The following is an 18,103-nucleotide window of genomic DNA, read 5'->3' on the forward strand; positions in this document are numbered from 1 at the left end:
CCAACACCCGCCCTCGGCCCGGGTCCGGACCACCAGATGCGTCCACACGGCATCGTGCACTGCTCCGGGGCACTCCGGAGAGCCCCTCGACAGCCAAGGAACAGCCCGCGTGCCGTACCGCTCAGGTGCGAACGGTACGAGCCTGGAAACCCCTGTGTGGGGAGCGTGGTTCATTCGACGACGGCTTCGAACAGCGCGACGGAGCCGTGCGTCGTGAGGTGGAATGCGGGGTAGCGCGCGGCGAGTTGGTCGCGCAGGTCGTCGAGGGAGTCGGCGGCGTTGTGGAAGATGCCGCGTCGGTTGAAGAGCGCCATCAGCCGGCGGCCCGCCGGGGTCACGGGTACGCCGTGGGCCAGCACGGTGCTGCCGAACAGTCTGCCGCCGGGGTAGAGGCAGGCCGCCGCGTGATCCAGTGCCGCGGCCTTCGCGGAGAGCGGGCCGGGCAGGCAGTGCAGCAGGAAGTTGAGGCCCACGGAGCCGAAGGAGGCGCGGGGCAGCGGCAGGGGCTTCAGGGCGTCGGCCCGGTGGCAGGTCACCTGGTACCCCGTCAGTTGGGCGGCCGTGTGCCGCAGTGCATGGGGGTTGAGGTCGGCCAGGGCGATGCGGCGGCGGGCGGAGGGGGAGCAGCGGGTGAGCAGGTAGCCGGTCCCGACGCCGATGTCGAGGTGTTCGTCGGTGATGTTGCGTTCGTACAGGTCGACCACCCGCTGGGGCGAACACCGCCAAAAGGCACGGTAATTGATGCCGAAGACCACGGCGTTGTATCCGTGCAGGAGCAGCGCGCCGTACACGGCCTGGCCCTCGTGGACGGCGCGCGCTTCGCTGCCGCTGGAGAGGGTCACCGCTGCGGTCCGGTGGTACGGGGGTGGGCGGAGGGCACCGGTACGGCACGGCTGCCGTTTCCGCCGGCCGAGGGCCCGGTCCCGCCTCCCGTTCCGGCCCTGCTCCCAGCTCCCGTTCCGGCTCCGTCTCCGGTTCCGCCCCCGGTACTCGCCATGGCCGCGTCCGTGGCCGGATGGCCGATCCTGACGAGGACTCGGTGCGCCAGGGTGGAGATGTCGCCCGCGTTGGTGATCTCCAGCGTGGAGAAGTCGCAGCCGATCCGCCGGCGGATGGCCTGCGCCACTTCGGTGGCCATCAGCGAGTCCACTCCGAACTGCTCCAGCGGCCGGTCGTGTCCCAGGCTCTGCGGGGTGCGGTGCAGCACCTTGGCCAGGGCCTCGGTCAGCGCCTCGGCGGCCAGCGCACGTGCGGGCCCGGGGTCGGCCTGCAGCAGGCGCCGTCGTAGGTCGTCGGGGGAGTCTCCCGGCAGTCCGTCGTGGCCGTCGGGCGTCACGGCGGCGAACCGGGGGGTCTCCACCGCCGGCAGGATCTGCCCGACCCGGCGCCAGTCGGAGCGGTCGATGAAGACCACGTCGGTGCCCCGGGCGAGGTGTTCGTCGAAGGCATCGAGGGCCTCGTCGGTGGTGATGGGCAGCCATCCCCGTGCCGTCATCGCGTCGGTCAGATGTTCCCGCGCCACGTAGCCCGCGTCGCTGACCGGTCCGTAGGCCAGGGCGAGCGAGGGCTCGCCCGCGCTGCGTCGGCAGCGGGTCAGCGCTTCCAGGTAGAGGTTGGCGGCACCGTAGTTGGCCTGCTGGAGGTTGCCGACGGTGGCGGCTCCCGAGGAATAGACGGCGAAGAAGTCCAGCGCACGGCCGCGGGTCGCGGAGTCCAGCAGGAGACCGCCGAGCAGCTTGGGCGCCACCACGTCGCGCAGTTGGCCGTCCGAGAGGCCGGCCAGCGTGCCGTCGTCCAGCACCATGGCGCCGTGCAGGACGCCGCGCAGTGGGTGGCCGCTCGCGTCGACGGACTTCAGCAGGCCGGCCACGGCGTCCGGGTCGGTGACGTCCACCGCGTGGACGTCCGTACGCGCGCCGAGCGCTTCGAGGGCCGCCGTCAGTTCGGGGGCCCCCGGTGTGCGCAGGCCGCGGCGGCCCACCAGGACCAGGTGCCGGGCGCCGCGCCGGGCCAGGTGGAGCGCGGTGGCCGCACCCAGGCCGCCGAGCCCGCCGGTGATCAGGTAGGTACCGTCGGCGTCCGGGCGCGGCGTCGCCGCAGGCCGGTCGAGCGGGGGCACGGAGTCGAAGGACACCACGACCTTGCCCAGGTGCCGGGAGCGGCGCATGGCCTGGAACGCCTCGTCGACCTGGGTGGCCGGCCACACCTGGTGGGGCAGCGGCCGGTAGTGGCCTGCGGTGATACGCCGGGCCATGTCCGCGAACGTCGAGCGGACCGATCCGAGCCGGTGGGTGAGCAGTTGGTGCGCGTCGACACCGAAGTACGCCAGATTGTTGCGGAACGGACGCAGCGACAATGGGGTCCCGGCGTAGATGTCCCGCTTGCCCAACTCGACGAACCGGCCTCCGGGCCGAAGCTGTTCGAGGCTGCGGGGGATCGCCTCGCCCGCTATGGAGTTGAGGACGACGTCGACCCCTTCGCCGTCGGTCAGCTCCGCGATCCGGTCGGCGAAATGCAGGTTCCGGGAGTCCAGGACATGGTGGGCTCCCATCAGGCGCAGCAGGTTCCGCTTGGCGGGCGTGCCGGCGGTGGCGATGACCCTGCTTCCCTGGCGGCGCGCGTACTGCAGGGCGGCCAGGCCGACGCCTCCCGCGGCTCCATGGATGAGGACGGTCTCCCCGTCGGCGAGCCGTGCCAGGTGTTCCAGGCTGTGCTGGACGGTGAGGAAGACCACCGGGAGCGTGGCCGCCTCGGTGAAGGTCATGTCCTGGGGGATCGCGCCGGTCCGGTCGGCGCGGGCCACCACATGGGTGCCCAGGCAGTGGTCGGCGATGGCGTAGACCCGGTCGCCCGGTGCGAACCCGGTGTCGTCCGAGCCGACTTCGGTCACCACGCCCGCGCACTCCAGCCCGAGGGCGATGCCGTCGGGCGTGACGGCCTCGCCGCCGGGAGGGTAGATGCCGATGGCCATCATCACGTCGCGGTAGTTCAGCGCGGCCGCCTCCACGGTGATGGCGACCTCGCCCGGGCCCGGCCGCCGGGGCGGTGCGGGGTGCCAGGAGAGCCGGTGCCGGCGGCCGGGCACGTCCACCCGCAGGACGCGCGGTACCGGATTCCCCTCGTCGCCGGGCGCGCCCGGAGGGGGGTTCACCAGGCGGGCGGCGAACCGTCCGTTGGGCGTGAGCAGGAGCTCGTCCTCGTCGTCGGGGCCGAGCAACTCGTGCGCCAGGCGCAGGGCGTCCTGCGCGGGGTCGTCGCCGCGGTGCAGGGAGATCCGCCGGACGGTGAGCCGCGGCTGTTCGTTGGCCAGGGTCCGGGCCGCGCCCCAGGCGACCGCGTCCCCAGGGGCCTCGGGGACTTCGGGGGCCGGGAAGGTCCCACTGGGGCGGGTGACCAGGAACAGCGCCGGACGTGCCTGTTCGGGCAGCGACGCGCAGGCCGCGGCGATGTCGCGCAAGGCGTCGAGGCGCCTCAGGGCCTGGTCCAGGACGGCCTCGGGTTCGGCCGCCGGCGGAGTGTCCTGGTCCAGCAGCAGGACGAGCCGGGGTTCGTGGGCGTGGTCCGGCGCGATGCTGGACAGGTGTGCGGACACCTCCCCGGGTGTGATCACCGGCACGGAGCCGTCGGTGGTTGCGGCCAGCAGATCGGCCAGCCGCTGCACGAGGGCCGCCTCCGGCCGCTCGGCGACCAGCAGCCAGTGGCCGTCGGCCGCGTGGGGCGGCGGTCCGGTCACCGGGGCCGCGCGCTCGGGGCGGCGGGCCAGCAGCAGGGAGTGGTTGCCGGCCGCCGAGGAGTCCTCCTCGTCCGCGTCCTCGTTGAGGCGCGCGACATCGGTGAAGCCGCTGTCGCGGAGCAGCGGTGGCCACGCCCGGGCGGGCAGCAGTGGAGAGCCGGTGCGTAGTCCGCCGTCGGTATAGGTCCAGAAACTGTCCAGGAGCCCGAAGCACAGGGCCAGCGATTCGGCGTCGTGGATCTCCACGGCCATCAGCTGGCCGCCGTCGGCCAGCAGCCCGCTGATCCGGGTCAGGGTTGCGGGCAGGTCGGTGGTGGCGTGCAGCACGTTCGTGGCGATCACGAGGTCGAATCCGGCGTCCTCGAATCCCTGGTCGGCCGGGTCGCGGTCCAGGTCCAGGCTCCGGTACGTGAGGAAGTCGTAGGCCGCGAAGCGGTCCTGGGCGCGGGCGAAGAACGCGGGGGAGACGTCGCTGAAGACGTACTGGGTGCGTTCGGCGGGCAGCAGCGGCAGCAACCGCGCGGTCGTCGCGCCGGTACCGGCCCCCACCTCCAGTACGCGCAGCGGACGGTCGGCGGGCCACCGGGCGACCAGGGCCCGCACGACGGCGGCCGCACGCCGGTGGTCGGTGCGCAGGGCCGGATAGTGGCTGTAGAAGTGCTCGACGAGATGCTGGTCGGCTTCGTGGAAGAGCAGCTCGACCGCGTCCGTCTCGCCGCGCAGGACCTCAGGTGCGTGCATGCCGCACCGGGCGAAGAGCGCCACGGACATCACCTGTCCGGGGAAGCGGTCCACGGCCGCCTGCAGCAGCGCCTCGGGTTGGGGGACTCCGGTCAACTGCCACCGGGGCCGGCCGTCGTCGCTCTCCTCGCGTCCGGCCAGCTGCCACCGGGAGGCGAGGCTCAGCAACAGCTCACACAGCGGGGTGTGTTTCGCCCGCACGCCCGCGGCGATCAGGTCGTCGGTGGTGAACGGGGTGTCCCGCGTGACGAAGCAGGCCAGGGCGCGGGCCGCGAAGTGCGCGCTGAGTTCCTCGAAGCACGCCGTGAACCCGTCCTCGCCACGCTGTACGGCCGGGCCGGCGGACGGCGGCCCGTATCCGGCGTGTGTCCCGGACGCGGTGGCCTCCCGCAGCTCGGCCGGCGTGGGCAACGGGCTGGTCCCGGTCTGCGTGTGCGGGCGTGGCAGGGCCCGCAGGCCCGGCACCAGATGCCGGGGGTGCCGCCTGGCGCCGCCCGCGTAACGGCGCAGTCGGCAGCCGGTCATCTCCATCGCCACGGTGCCGTCGGGATCGGTCACGGTGATGTCCCAGCAGGCTTCGTGGGCCCCGAGTTCGCGGCCGCGGACATGGACGAAGCCGTCCGCCCGTGGCCGGTTCCACAGCCGTACCCGGTCGATTCCCACCGGCAGGAAGGGACCCGAGCCGTTGTCCAGGTCGGCCAGAAGGGGCGCGCCGGCCTGCAGCGCTCCGTCCAGCAGGGCGGGGTGCACCCGGTACCCGTCGGCGGGCAGCTCGCAGTGGTAGGCGGCGAGCGCCTCGTGCGGACCGTGGTCCAGCCGGCTCAGCACCTGGAAGGCCGGGCCGTACGGCAGGCCGTTGCGGGCGGCGCGTGTGTAGTGTTCCTGCGCGGTCCAGTGCGCACCGGCGCGCCGGAGCACCTCGGCGGTGTCGACCGGACGCGGGGTGCGGGCCAGCAGAGCGCGGACGCGGCCGCGGGCGTGCGTCAGCCACGGCGCCCGGGGGGTGGCACGGCTCGCGATCCGTACGGCGTGCCCCTCCTCGCCCAGGGAGGTCTGCATCCGTACGCAGCCGCCGTCCGCGTCGTCGGGGAGGACGAGCGCGCGGGAGATGTCCAACGAGGTGATCTCCACCGGCGCGTCGAACTGCCGGTGCGCGACCGCCAGTGCGATGTCGACGTAGGCGGCGGCGGGCAGCACCGCCTCACCATCTACCCGGTGATCGGCCAGCCACGGCAGGCGGGCCGGTTCCAGCAGCCCGGACCACACGGGGTCGATGTCGGTCAGCCGGGCTCCCAGCAGCGGGTGTGTGTCGTCCACCGGCATGTCGTTGCCCGCGTGGGTCCCGTTCCACCAGTGGCTCTCGCCCCGCCAGCACTCCTCGCGCTGCCAGGGGTACGGCGGGAGGTCCGCCACCGCTCCGCGGTACGGGAAGAAGGCGTCCCACCGCGGGCGGGCCCCGGCGGCCAGGACCCGGGCCGCCGCCGTCCGCAGCGCTTCCGGGCCGTCGCTCCCTTGCGCGCAGGTGGGGACGACGGCCACCGGGGCCGTGGAGTCGGCCGTGAGCCTGCGCAGGTAACCGGTGAGGACCGGGTGCGGGCCGATCTCCACGAACACGTCACCGCCTTCGGCCCGCAGCGTCTGCACCGCCCTGCCGAACAGGACGGGTCGGCGGACGTTGCGCCACCAGTACTCTGCGTCCAACTCCCGCCCCTGGAGCGGCGATCCGGTGACACTGGACGCCATGGAGAGGGCCACGGGGGACGGGCGCAGGGCGGCGAGGGCGGCGCGCAGGGGCTTCTCCACCTGGTCCATGGACCGGCTGTGGAAGGCGTGATCGATGTCCAGGGGGCGGAAGAACCGTTGTTCGGCGGCGAGTTCCTCTCCCAGCCGCCGTAACGCGTCCGCGTCCCCGCTCACCGTCACGTCACGGTCGCTGTTGACTCCGGCGATCTCCAACGCGCCGTCGTAGGGGGCCAGGGCCGCCCGCGCCTCCTGCTCGGACAACCCGATGGCCGCCATCCGGCCCCGCCCCGCCGTCGCCGCCTGGGCCTGGCTGCGGGCCAGGACCACTTCGGCCGCCTGCCGCAGGTCCAGCGCCCCGGCCGTGCACGCGGCCGCGGTCTCTCCCACGCTGTGCCCCGCGACCGCGTCGGGCCGGATGCCGTAGACCCGCTCCAGCACCGCGACCTGGCCCATCTGGACGGCGAACAGCAGCGGTTGGGCGACCTCTGTCGACCGCAGCCGCCACTGGGAGGGCGGCGCGGACAGCTCTTCGCGCACCGACCAGCCCAGCCGGGGTGCGAGCACCTCGTCCACTTCGTCCACCGCCCGCGCGAAGGCCGGCTCGGTGGCGAGGAGGTCCGCTCCCATCCCGGCCCACTGTGTTCCGTTGCCGCTGAAGGCGAAGACGACGCGGCCGTGTGGCGTTTGTTCCGACACCGCGCTGCCGGGCAGTGGCTGTTCGCCTCGGGCGATGGTCCGAAGGGCGGTCGCGGCCCGGTCGGTGTCGGTGGCCAGGACGACGGCACGGTGCCGGTGGTGGCTCCTGCGGCGGCAGGTCGTGTAGGCCACGTCGTACAGCAAGCGGCCGCGGCGCGCGTGCTCGCCGTCGTCCTCCTCGCCGGGCGGGGCCTCCGCCAGATGGGCGGCCAGCCGTTCCGCCGCGGCGCTCAGGGCCGCGGGACCGGCGCCCGAGACGATGACGGGGTGCGCCGACGGGCGGTGCGCGGCGGGCGGTGCGAGCGCGCCGGACGCGGGCGAGGACGGCCGCGCCTGCGGCGGTGCGCCCAGGACCAGGTGGGCGTTGGCACCGCCGAAGCCGAAGGAGTTCACGCCCACGACGGAGTTCGGGGACACCTCCAGGGAATGGGGCAGCGCCGTCGGCCGGAGGTTGAGTGCGTCGAAGTCGATGGCGTCGCTGAACGGTTCGCAGTGCAACGTCGCCGGGGCGGTCCGCTCGCGCAGGACGAGCAGGGCCTTGAACAGGCCGGCCATACCCGAAGCCGCCTCAAGGTGTCCCATGTTCGTCTTGACCGATCCGATGGGCAGCGCGCCGTTGCGCCGCCGGGAACTGAGCGCCCGGCCGATGGCCCTGCACTCCACCGGGTCGCCGACGGGGGTGCCCGTACCGTGCGCCTCCAGGTAGACCAGGTCGTCGGGGGATATCCCGGCCCCTTCGTAGACCTCCCGCAGCAGCGACTCCTGAGCGTGTGCGTTGGGCACCGCGAGCCCTGGGGTGACACCATCGTTGTTGATGCCGTCGGCCCGGATGACCGCGTGCACCCGGTCACCGTCGGCCAGTGCGCTGGAGAGACGTTTCAACATCACCAGGCCGCCGCCTTCGGCCCGTACGTATCCGTCGGCCTGCGCGGAGAAGGTCCGGCACCGGCCGGTGGGGGAGAGCATCGAAGCCGCCGCGAACCCTGCGTACACATAGGGACTGATCAAGACGTTGATGCCGCCCGCCAGGACCGCGTGGCTGCCCCCGGAGCGCAGTTGTTCGCAGCCGGCGTGCACGGCGGTCAGCGCCGAGGAACACGCGGTGTCGAGGGCCAGGCTGGGGCCGTGCAGGTCGAAGAGGTGCGATATGCGGTTGGCGGTGTTCGCCGCGGCGCTGCCCGCGATGGCGTACGGGCTGTTGTCTTGCGGCAGGCAGGTCTGCAGGTCGATGTAGTCGTGGCTGGACACCCCGACGTACACCGCGGTGTCCGACCCGGCGAGGGAGGCGGCGTCGGTTCCCGAGTCGTCGAGTGCCTCGACGGCCATCTCCAGCAGGATGCGCTGCTGCGGGTCCAGCCACTGCGCCTCGCGCGGGGAGATGTGGGAGAAGAAGGAACCGTCGAAGCCCTTGATGTCGTCGAGGAAGCCGCCCGCTGCCGTGTAGCTCTTGCCGGGGTGCCGGCCGTCGGCGACGAACCGCGCCGCATCGAAACGGTCCTCGGGGACCTCGGTGATCAGGTCCCGTCCCGCGGAAAGTGCCCTCCACAGGGCGTCCGGTGTGGCGATGGCGCCGGGAAAGCGGCAGGCCATTCCGACGATGGCGATGGGTTCCGGACGGGGTGCACGGGAGTCGGCAGGCACGGGGGCTCCTCACTGGGCGAGTGCGTCATGCATATGACAAACTCGTGCGGTACGTGGCGGGGTCCGGCCGTTCCTGACCGTCGGGCGGACATGACGAGGTCAGGGCACCGGCGTCGGACGCCCGGGATGCTGTGGGGCGTCAGGGGAGTGTTTTCTGTGATCGACCTGTGGTGGGTACGCGCATTGACCGGCCATTAGCCGGAACGGTGCGGCGGAAACCAGCCCGCTGAAGAAAGCAAAGCCTTGATCTGTATAACACGAAACTTGTGGGACGAGGCTGTGGGAATCAGCCAACGGGATTCTCCTCCTGATGCGGGTTCCGTTGCGGGCGACGGCGCTGCGTACCGGTGCCCGTAAGGCAGACTTTGGCCCCTTCTTCCTATTTGTGGGGTAGCTTCGCGGATGCTGCCTTTCCAGATGAGATCCATGCGGATGCGTCGGCTCGTGCTGCGTGAACAACGGGCCCGGGCCGCCTTGTTGACAGTTCGTATCCCTGCCTGCACAGTGGCGAAGGCCGGCCTTGGCGGCCACGTGCCGTGCACCGTCGGCCGGTCCTGTGCCGGTCCGCGGCTCGCGAGGACGGGCCTTCGAGAGCGCGACGTACCGCCTTCAAGAAGGTGACGCCATGCGAAATTCCGTCCCGGAGGCGAGATGGGTGACCGCCGGCGGCGCCTTACCTCTGCTCGGACACTCCGGCAGATTACTGCGAGAACCTTTTGCTTTCCTGAGCGAATGCCGTCGCAATGGCGACCTGGTGAAGATCCGGGTCGGCCCCAGGCCCGCCGTATTGGTATGCCGTGCGGATCTCGCACACGAGGTGCTCATCGACCAGGCGCACCACTTCGAAAAAGGCGGTGTGATTTTCGAGCACCTCCGTCCGATCTCCGGAAACGGTCTGTTCACCGTGGAGAGACCGGCCCACCTGCGCGACCGCCGCCGTATGCAACCGGCCTTCACCCGTCCGGCCATCGACGGCTACGCGCCCATCATGAGCGAGGAGGCGCAGCGGCTGAGCGACGCGCTGCGCGGCACGGGCACGGCCGACATCAAGGCCCAGGCCCGCCGGGCCACCATCCGCATCCTCATCCGCTCCATCTTCCCCACCGCGCGGACCACGCAGGTCGAGCGGTTCCTGACGCTGCTCGACACCGTCTTCGCCGGCGTCTACGCACGCATCGCGGTACCGATCGGCGCCGCGCACCGCCTTCCCCTCCCGCACAACCGCCGGTTCCAGCGGGCCCTGGCACTGGCCTGGGAGACCGCCGAGGACATCGTCAAACAGGCGCGCGAACACAGCGGCACGGCCACGGACGCCCACGGCTTCCTCCCCGCCTTCATGCGCTCGGGCGGACGCGAGGGCGAACCGGGCTTCACCGACGCCCAGTTGCGGGACCAGGTGATGTCCCTGCTCCTGGCCGGGTCGGAGAACGCGGCGACCGTCGTCGGGCTGGCCTGCCACCACCTCGCCCACGCGCCCCGGGCCGAACGCCGGGTGCACGCCGAGGTGGACGACGTACTGGCAGACCGCGCCATCGTCGCCGGCGACATCCCCAGGCTGCCCCACACGATGCGCACCGTCACGGAGATCCTGCGCATGTACCCGCCCGTGTGGGCCCTGGACCGCCGGGCGCAGCGGCCGGTCGACCTGGGCGGGCGGCGCCTCCGCCCCGGTACGGACCTGGTGATCAGCCCGTACCTGTTCCACCACGACCCCGTGCTCTTCCCCGACCCGGAGCGCTTCGCCCCGGACCGCTGGGAACCGGGCGCCCTCAAACAGGAGGCCCGGGACGCCTTCATCCCCTTCGGAGCCGGCAGCCGCAAATGCCTCGGTGACAACTTCGGCATGGCGGAGGCCGTCATCCTGCTCGCCGCACTCGCCCGTGACTGGCGGCTGCGGCCGGCACCGGCGACGCGTGTGCGGATCGCCGCACACGCTCCGTTGACCGTGAAGGGCCTGTGGATGACGGCCACACCACGCCACCCGGCCACCGGCGCGCCCCCACCGCCGCGGAGCGGCACGGTACCGCGCCCGCCCAATGGGCCGAAGGAGGAGCAACGGCCATGACGGGCTGGGGACTCGGAGACATTCCCGACCAGTCGGGACGCTCGGCGGTCGTGACCGGCGCCAACAGCGGCATCGGATACGTCACCGCACGCGAACTCGCCCGCCGGGGCGCGCATGTCGTACTGGCCTGCCGCAACGCGGCGCGCGGCGGTCAGGCGCTCGGTCGGCTGCGCGCCGAGGTGCCCACCGCACGCGCCGAGGTCCGGTTGCTGGATCTGGCCGACCAGAAGTCGGTGCGCGCCTTCGCGTCCGGTCTGTGCGAAGACGGCCGGCGCCCCTTGGACCTGCTCATCAACAACGCCGGCGTCATGGCGCTCCCGCGCCGCCGTACCCCGGACGGCTTCGAGACACAGTTCGCCACCAACCACCTCGGTCACTTCGCGCTGACCGGCCTGCTCCTGCCGACCCTCCTCGCCGCCCCGGGGGCACGTGTCGTCACCGTCTCCAGCGCCTTCCACCTGCTGGCCGACGTGGATCTGGGTGACCTCAACAGCGAGCGCCGGTACCGCCCCTGGGTCTCCTACGCTCGCTCGAAGAGCGCCAACCTGCTGTTCACCCACGAACTGTCCCGCCGCCTGACGCGGGCCGGCTCCCAGGTGACCGCCGTGGCCGCGCACGCCGGCTACGCGGCGACCAACCTCCAGACCGCGGGTGCGCGGATGGACGGACGCAGGGCCGCCGAGCGGTTGATGACGTTCTCCAACCGCCTCTTCGCCCAGTCCGCGTACTGCGGGGCCCTTCCCACGCTGTACGCGGCCACTGCACCCGACATGGCACCGGACTCCTACATCGGCCCCCGGGCAGGGCTGTGGGGCGCCCCCGCACCCTCCTTCCGCGCCCGTCGTACAAGCAACGACACGACTGCCGGACTCTTGTGGACGGCGTCGGAAGACCTCACCGGGGTTCACTACGACTTCACCTCACCGTGAACTGAACACCGTTCGAACGGCCGCGCGGGCCTGAACCGGCTGCGGCGGGTCCACTCCGGCCTCTTCGCCCAGTCCTCCCAGGCGGTACCCCAGCGCGGCAGTGCCTGATCGGCGCCGAACTCCCTGACGCACACCGAACCCGCCCTACGGCGACATTGACGTCACACCGCCGGCCACCCACCCCATCACGGCGAGGCCCGGGCCGCACATCCCTGACAGCCGGCTCCCGCCCGGCCCCGCTGCCTTGACGGTCCCCGCCCTCCCCGGGCAGGGGAGTGCGCGGGGCCGCGGTGGCTTGTTCCCGCCGTTTCGGGGCCGCTCGGCCTCACCGGTGGCGGTCTTGGCCGGGCGGCGCGGCCTCCTCAGCCAGACCCCGCGCCCCCTTTTTCCGGCCTGTGCACGGTTCAGCGCACCACCGTGGGAGGTGCCCGACCAGCCCTCGGACAGGCGATCGCGGGAGCATACGGGGCGGCGACGTGTGCGGGCAGCGGCCTTGAGGTGGGAGCGGGCGGGTCGTCACCGGCGTCTGGCCACCACCAGCAACACCTATGTCACGCCACCGACATCCGGCCCGGTCGTGTCCGAGGTCGACGAGGGCTGCACGTTGTTCGGGCGGCCTTGCTTCGCTCCTCTGTCGGGGGCGTTCCTCTGGCCGTGTATCGGAAGTGAATCTTGCACATAGGGTGTCGGCATGTCACTGAGCCACATAGCCCTCTCGTCTGGACGTTCGATCGAACTCACCGAGCTGCGAATGTCTTCGACCTACGGAGGGATGCTGGAGGGCTACCCGGTGCAAGCCCGTCAATGACATGAAGGTCAGGAGTCTCCAGCGGCAGGCTGAACGTGCGTTCCCCTCCACGCCGGTCCATGCGGTTCCCCCCTCCCACGAGTAACCGGACCAGGCTGCCGGCGCCTTCGGCCCCGTTGAGGTGCTGCCTTCCGTGGCCTGCATCGGCGCCTTCCGCTCGACAGCGGTCGCCCCTGAACTCGACCCGGTCCTGCACCGTTCCGCTCTTGGCCTAGGGCGGCCCACGCATCGCACAAGGCCTGGGCCGAGATCGTTATGGATTACTTGTCTCGAATGAGGCCACCACTCGCTCATGAGTCCGTGCGAGTACTCCGCAGGTGCGCCGGCACGGCCCACCACTGGTCCGGGCGGTCCACGACCGGGGCGTCGGGGCCGCTCTTGCCGTACCGGGCGAGGCGCAGAAGGTAGGCCGCGATGCCTGCCGCGCCCTGCATCCACGTCGTCTGGGGCGGCAGCAGCGGCGGGTCATCGCGATGTTCCAGAAAGCGCCAACGGGCGCCCGCATCACCCCTGATGACCCGGTCGACCAGCGCATCGCCCATCCGGTGCGCGGCCCGCAGCAGGGTCTGCCTCCGCTGCGGCGCCCGGCAGTCCTGGGCGGCGTCCAGCAGGACGTCTCCGACGCCTGCCGTTCCGCAGCAGCGGCCGTCGTTGTCCCAGAAGCCGGGACGGAGGCGTTGCGGCAGGCCCGAGGTAAGGATCGAGGTCATACAGCGGTGCCGCAGTTCGTCGACGTCATGGCCCGCCACCTCGGCGACCCCTGCGTGCGCCAGTGCGGTGAACAGGTGCGAGGTGCCCGCCGGGCCGTGGCACCACGTGTACGTCACCGGTTCCACCTCCCGTTTCGACGGCGGGATCGTGTGCGGGACGACGAAACCGGCGTCCTCCAAGGACCCCACCGAGAGGACGTGCCGGGCGCCTTCCACCGCGGCCTCGATGAAGTCCTGACGGTCCAGGGCGGTGCCCGCGACCGCCAGTGCGGCCGCGATGCCGGCGGTTCCGTGCGAGTAGTTCGGTGCCCTCGACGGCCTCCCCGGCGTCATGCCCCAGTCGAGGCCCGCTTCCGTACGGTCCGCCGCCCGCAGCAGCGCCTCGCCTCCCGTCGTCGCGATCGCCTCTGCGAACTCGCTCTTCGCCCAGACCGCCGTCATCACGACGCCCGCGGTCCCCATGACGACGTCGGTGAGGGGCGCGTCGGAGCCCGGTTCGAAATCGAGGGTGGTCTTCCATCCGTCGCCGGTCGCCAGGGTGGCCAGCCGCCGCAGTGCCACCGCTTCCTCGCCCGGGGCGAGCAGTCTGAGCGCCGTCGCGTCGCCTGCGAGGCCGTCGTACAGCGAGGGTTCCGTTCGCTGCCCGGCCTGTGCCGACAGCCTGGTCACGATGCCGGTCGCCAGTGCCGCTTCCCGCGCGCTCAGCTCGCGGTACTGCGCGATCTCGGCCAGCACCGGGGCCAAGCCGGCGATCCCCGCGTACAGCGAATCGCGGTCCTGTGGCGGCGACACGGTTTCCGGACCGCCCTCCACCACCGCCTGCACGAGCCATGGGCCCTCGGCCTCGCGCACGTTGTCCAGCACCCACGACCAGGCGGCCTCGCCCACGTCCCGATATACCTCGCTCCTCATCTGGTCACGCTACAACCCCCCGGATGAGCAGCCCGTTCGGCGGGATGTCGCCGGTCTGTCGGTTCCGGCGGTCCTGGGTACCGGCTTCCGCGGCCGCCTTCAGGTCACGCAGCCCTGCTTCGAGGCCGTCGCTCGACGGGTGCCGATCACAGCCACTCGTTGATAGCAGCGATCAGGACGGTCGCCTCGTAGCGGACCGCCAGCTTGTCGTAGCGCGTGGCGACGGCGCGGTGCCTCTTGAGGCGGTTGATCCCGCACTCGACCGCGTGGCGCCTGCGGTAGTCGGCCGGGTCGAAACGTGGTGGTCGGCCGCCGCGGGAGCCGGGCTTCTGGCGGTTGCGTGCCTGGTCGGCCTTGTCGGGGATGGTGCAGCGGATTCCGCGGCGCCGCAGGTAAGCGCGGTTTCTGCGGGAGGCGTACGCCTTGTCGGCGCGGACCCGACGGGGACGGACACGTGGCCGGCCCGGCCCTATGCGGGGCACGCGGACTTTCTCCAGTACGGGTTCGAACTGCGGCGAGTCCCCGCGTTGCCCGGCCGTGATCACGATCGACATGGGCTTTTGGCCCTGTTCGACGGCGAGATGCAGCTTGGTGGTGAACCCGCCGCGTGAGCGTCCCAGTCCGTGGTCTCCGGGCTCGGCGAAGACACCGCCCGGTGGTTCCTTCTGCAGGCCACCCTGCCTTCGGGCTCCGGCCGCGTGCTGGTGGGCGCGGCAGACCGTGGAGTCGACGCTCAGGTCCCACGTGATCGCACCCTTCGCGTCGGCCAGGGACTGGAGCCGGGTAAGGATCTGCTGCCAGGTTCCGCTCCGCTGCCACCTGCGGAAAAGGTCGTAGACCCGGCCCCACGGTCCGTACTCTACGGGGACGTCCCGCCACGGAACCCCGGTCCGAACTCGGAAGCGTATGCCGTCGATCAACTGCCGCCGGGACCAGACGGGCGGCTGCCCCGCCCTCATACCCTTCGGTAGCAACGGCTCCAACACCGCCCACTGCTCGTCCGTGAGATCACCCCGCCCCATGAACTGTGATCATTCACAGACCAAGATCCACTTTCGATACACGGCCTAGCCGGAGCCCATTGTTCGGCCCCGGCCCCCTTGGAACAGTGCCTGCGCCTCGTAGCGCACCTGGCAAGCACACTCTGGACTTCGCAGGTTGGCAGATCGAGGCGGTCTGTCGGTCGTCGCCTGTGTGAGGTTGGCGGTGGCAGTCGGCGTGCATGCAGATGCGGACACATCGGTGCGCTGCCGGCGCTTGTTGCTCGTCCGAGGGTATTGCCAGGTCAGGTGGCCCGCCAGGGTGTGGATGGGGGGTACGGGAAGGGGCAGTATCCCGGTCGGTGCTCGCCGTTCGGTTCCCCGCTCTCGCAGGTCGTCCGGTAGAAGGCCGGCGCTGGCCGGGGGGGGGCGGGCCATGGCGGAAAATAGTTTAAGGTTAAACGGGATTGAGGCATCCTGGGTAGGGAGCCGGCAGCCGCCTGGCCGCCGGCCTGATGCCCGTCTCATCAGAGGAGATGATCCGGCATGAGCCAAGCCCTCCCTCTTCGCCTCCACCACCACGCGTGGCTGACCGACGACCAGGAAGCCAACCGGCGCTTCTACGAGGATGTGCTCGGCCTGCCCTTGGTGGCCACATGGACCGAGAGCGCCGTGATATCCGGTGCCGAGCGCGCCTACTGCCACACCTTCTACGGACTGGCCGACGGCGGCGCCCTGGCCTTCTTCCAGTTCGCCGACCCCGACGACCAGAAGAAATTCAAGACCGACGTCACCTTCACCCCCTTTCGTCACATCGCCTTCAAGGTCGGGCAGGAGACCCAAAGGGCCATGCGGGAACGCATCGGCGAGGCCGGCTACGCGGAGCCGGACACCTTCGTGACGGACCACGGATTCTGTGTCTCGCTGTACATCACGGACCCCAACGGGCTGATGCTCGAGTTCACCGTCGATCACCCCGACGCGGAGAAGATCGACACCGAGCGGCGCGCGACGGCGCACGCCGATCTCGCCCGCTGGCTCGGCGGAGACCACACCAGCAACAACCACTGGCGCTGACACTGACGCGGACAGTCGCGCCAACCCGCTTCGAGCCGCCGCAGACGTACGAGGAGATCCGGCGATGCCTGTAACCCCCGCTCCTGTTCTGGTGTCCGGCGGCACGGGGCACCAGGGCGGCGCGACCGTCCGGGCCCTGCTCGCCGCCCGGAGGCCCGTCCGGGCACTGGTCCGTGACCCGCGCGGGGACGCAGCGCAAGCCATCCAGGCCCTGGGGGCCGAACTGGTCACCGGTGATCTGACCGACCCGGGCTCGCTGGACCGTGCCGTTCAGGGGGTCCGTGCGGTGTTCTCGGTGCAGAGGCCGCCGTCCACGGGCGAAGGCTTCGACTTCGCCGCGGAGCTCGCGCAGGCCACCAACCTGATCGAGGCGGCCCGGCGGGCGGGCGTGGGCCAGTTCGTGCAGTCCTCCACCAGCGGGGTCGGCGCACACACGACGGCTCCCGGCTGGGCCGAAGGCCGCTGGACGTCCATGCAGCCGTACTTCGAGACGAAGCAGGCGATCCTGGACACGGTACGCCGTGCGGGCTTCCCGCGCTGGACCGTGATCAAGCCCGCGTTCTTCATGGAGAACCTCCACGCACTCACGCCCCACGGGCCCGGAGGCGGTCTGGCGACCATCGTGAAGCCGGACACGGAGCTGGCCCTGGTCGCGGGCGAAGACATCGGCGCGTCAGCCGCCCACGCCATCGAAAATCCGGACCGCTTCCACGAGGTCGAGCTGGAACTGGCGGGCGACCGGCTCACCATGCAGCAGATCGCGCAGGTCCTCACGGAGGTGTGGGGTGTTGCGGTGGCCGCCCCGACGATGAACCTTGAGCAAGCACTCGCGGCGGGCATGCCGGGCTGGGGAGCCGGACACGAGTGGAACAACCTCGTCGGCCAGCCGGCCCGCCCCGAGTACGCCCGGGCGTTGGGCATCCCGCTGACCCCGTTCACCGACTGGGCGCGCGCACACCTCACGGCGGCATAGGCGGTCCGATGAACAGCGCGGCCGCCTGCTCACAGGTCCGGGCCGCACCGCGGAGCGTCAGCGTGCGAAGGTGTGCAAGCCGATGGGGACGAAGGACAAGCAGTCCCAGGCCCGGCGGATCGCCGAGGCGGCGATCCGCAAGGAGGCCGCGTCGAAGAACCGGCCCGAAGGCCGCCCACGACACCGTCGCTGAAATCCTCACCGCACCTCTGCGGGAGGACGCCTACATCGCCACTCGCGCCCTGTCCGACTACTCCCGTCAGTCCCCCCCCGTTCCCCAGCCCGGCCGCCGGGCCCCGGCCGCCGACCAGGTCTTCTACACCGCCGGCTTCGCCGGACCCGATCGCTGGTGGATCGCGGGCGCCAACGGCGCTCTGAGCAGTGCGAGCGGCTACACGCGATGCCCAGCGCGGGCGAGCTCCTGACGGACCTCATGGTCCAAAGCGGAGCGGACCTCAGCGGCAGCTTCTTCGCCGCCTGATACATCTCCTTGGCTGGCACGGCCCCGCTGAAGGGCTTCCGGACGCTCCGACCGCCGGCCACCATCCCCAGGCGCAGCACGCTGGACGCCAGATGCGCCGCCCCGGTCGCCGCGTACCCGATCTCCGACTCCAGGACGCACTCGACTTCGGTGGCGGTTCGGGCAAAGCGCATGTGCAGCGCCGTCGCCCAGCCGACTCCGCGTACGAGGCTGCCGGCGGTCTCATACCCGCGAAGGGCTTCGTCGACGGAGTGCTGATACCTGGGAACACCCGGGGACCCTACCGGGACAGGCCCAGGAGCAGTCTGCGGATCGACGTCGCCGACCATGCCTTGACCACACCGGACGACGCGGCCGCCCGGACCCGTGACCCAGCGCGGAGCGAAACCCCGATACGCGGCCAGCAGTGACGCGGCCCGGCAGTCCCTCGCTCGCCAGGGCAGCGTGCTGCCAGGCGAGCCGGGAGGCGGTAGGCGGCGCTCCCGCGGTGACCCTTGGAGACCGCATTGGGCGTGAACGATTTCTTGGCCTGCTTGTCGCTGCCCGCGTCGGACGCTGCCGTCGAGGGACGGCATCGCGAAGGGACCCGGGACGGGCTGGTTTCAGCCCGCCGG

8 protein-coding genes and 1 pseudogene are annotated in these 18,103 nt (G+C 71.5%); 5 read left to right on the forward strand and 4 right to left on the reverse strand.

Translation table 11 applies throughout. The features are described 5' to 3' along the window. Positions 1-170: 170 nt before the first annotated feature. The gene (locus ACH4FX_RS30425) at positions 171-842 is read right to left on the reverse strand and encodes a class I SAM-dependent methyltransferase (protein ID WP_398484320.1); all 672 of its coding nucleotides are present in this window, start codon (positions 840-842) and stop codon (positions 171-173) included. Further along, a complete protein-coding gene (locus tag ACH4FX_RS30430) occupies positions 839-8,554 on the reverse strand; it encodes an SDR family NAD(P)-dependent oxidoreductase (RefSeq protein WP_398484322.1) in 7,716 nt (2,571 codons plus the stop codon). Before ACH4FX_RS30430 ends, ACH4FX_RS30425 begins: the two co-directional genes overlap by 4 nt. A 625-nt stretch (positions 8,555-9,179) precedes the next feature. On the opposite strand from ACH4FX_RS30430, the gene ACH4FX_RS30435 reads away from it, so the two are divergent. The 3 genes and pseudogenes from ACH4FX_RS30435 (at position 9,180) to ACH4FX_RS30445 (ending at position 12,633) form a co-directional block, all read left to right on the forward strand. Then, complete coding sequence (locus ACH4FX_RS30435) at positions 9,180-10,619, forward strand: cytochrome P450 (protein WP_398484324.1); 1,440 nt, start codon at positions 9,180-9,182, stop codon at positions 10,617-10,619. Beyond that, positions 10,616-11,548 carry an oxidoreductase gene (locus ACH4FX_RS30440; protein ID WP_398484326.1) on the forward strand — a complete coding sequence of 311 codons (933 nt, stop codon included), beginning with the start codon at positions 10,616-10,618 and terminating at the stop codon, positions 11,546-11,548. The genes ACH4FX_RS30435 and ACH4FX_RS30440 overlap by 4 nt, the downstream gene beginning before the upstream one ends. 691 nt (positions 11,549-12,239) lie before the next feature. Then, a pseudogene (locus ACH4FX_RS30445) lies at positions 12,240-12,633 on the forward strand (hypothetical protein). Between the two features lie 13 nt (positions 12,634-12,646). On the opposite strand, the gene ACH4FX_RS30450 reads toward ACH4FX_RS30445, so the two are convergent. Next, positions 12,647-13,978: a lanthionine synthetase LanC family protein gene (locus ACH4FX_RS30450; RefSeq protein ID WP_398484328.1), complete on the reverse strand. Its 1,332-nt coding sequence runs from the start codon at positions 13,976-13,978 to the stop codon at positions 12,647-12,649. 146 nt (positions 13,979-14,124) lie between these two features. Next, positions 14,125-15,000 carry an IS5 family transposase gene (locus ACH4FX_RS30455; protein ID WP_398484330.1) on the reverse strand — a complete coding sequence of 292 codons (876 nt, stop codon included), beginning with the start codon at positions 14,998-15,000 and terminating at the stop codon, positions 14,125-14,127. 504 nt (positions 15,001-15,504) lie between these two features. On the opposite strand from ACH4FX_RS30455, the gene ACH4FX_RS30460 reads away from it, so the two are divergent. Together ACH4FX_RS30460 and ACH4FX_RS30465 are read left to right on the forward strand one after the other, a co-directional pair. Next, positions 15,505-16,035, forward strand: coding sequence for a VOC family protein (locus ACH4FX_RS30460; RefSeq protein WP_398484332.1), 531 nt, complete (start codon positions 15,505-15,507; stop codon positions 16,033-16,035). 64 nt (positions 16,036-16,099) lie between these two features. Then, on the forward strand, positions 16,100-17,008 hold the full coding sequence (locus ACH4FX_RS30465) for an NmrA family NAD(P)-binding protein (protein WP_398484334.1): 909 nt from the start codon (positions 16,100-16,102) through the stop codon (positions 17,006-17,008). The last annotated feature ends 1,095 nt before the right edge of the window (positions 17,009-18,103 follow it).

It is taken from the genome of Streptomyces sp. NPDC018019 (assembly GCF_044327805.1).
Taxonomy (GTDB): domain Bacteria; phylum Actinomycetota; class Actinomycetes; order Streptomycetales; family Streptomycetaceae; genus Streptomyces.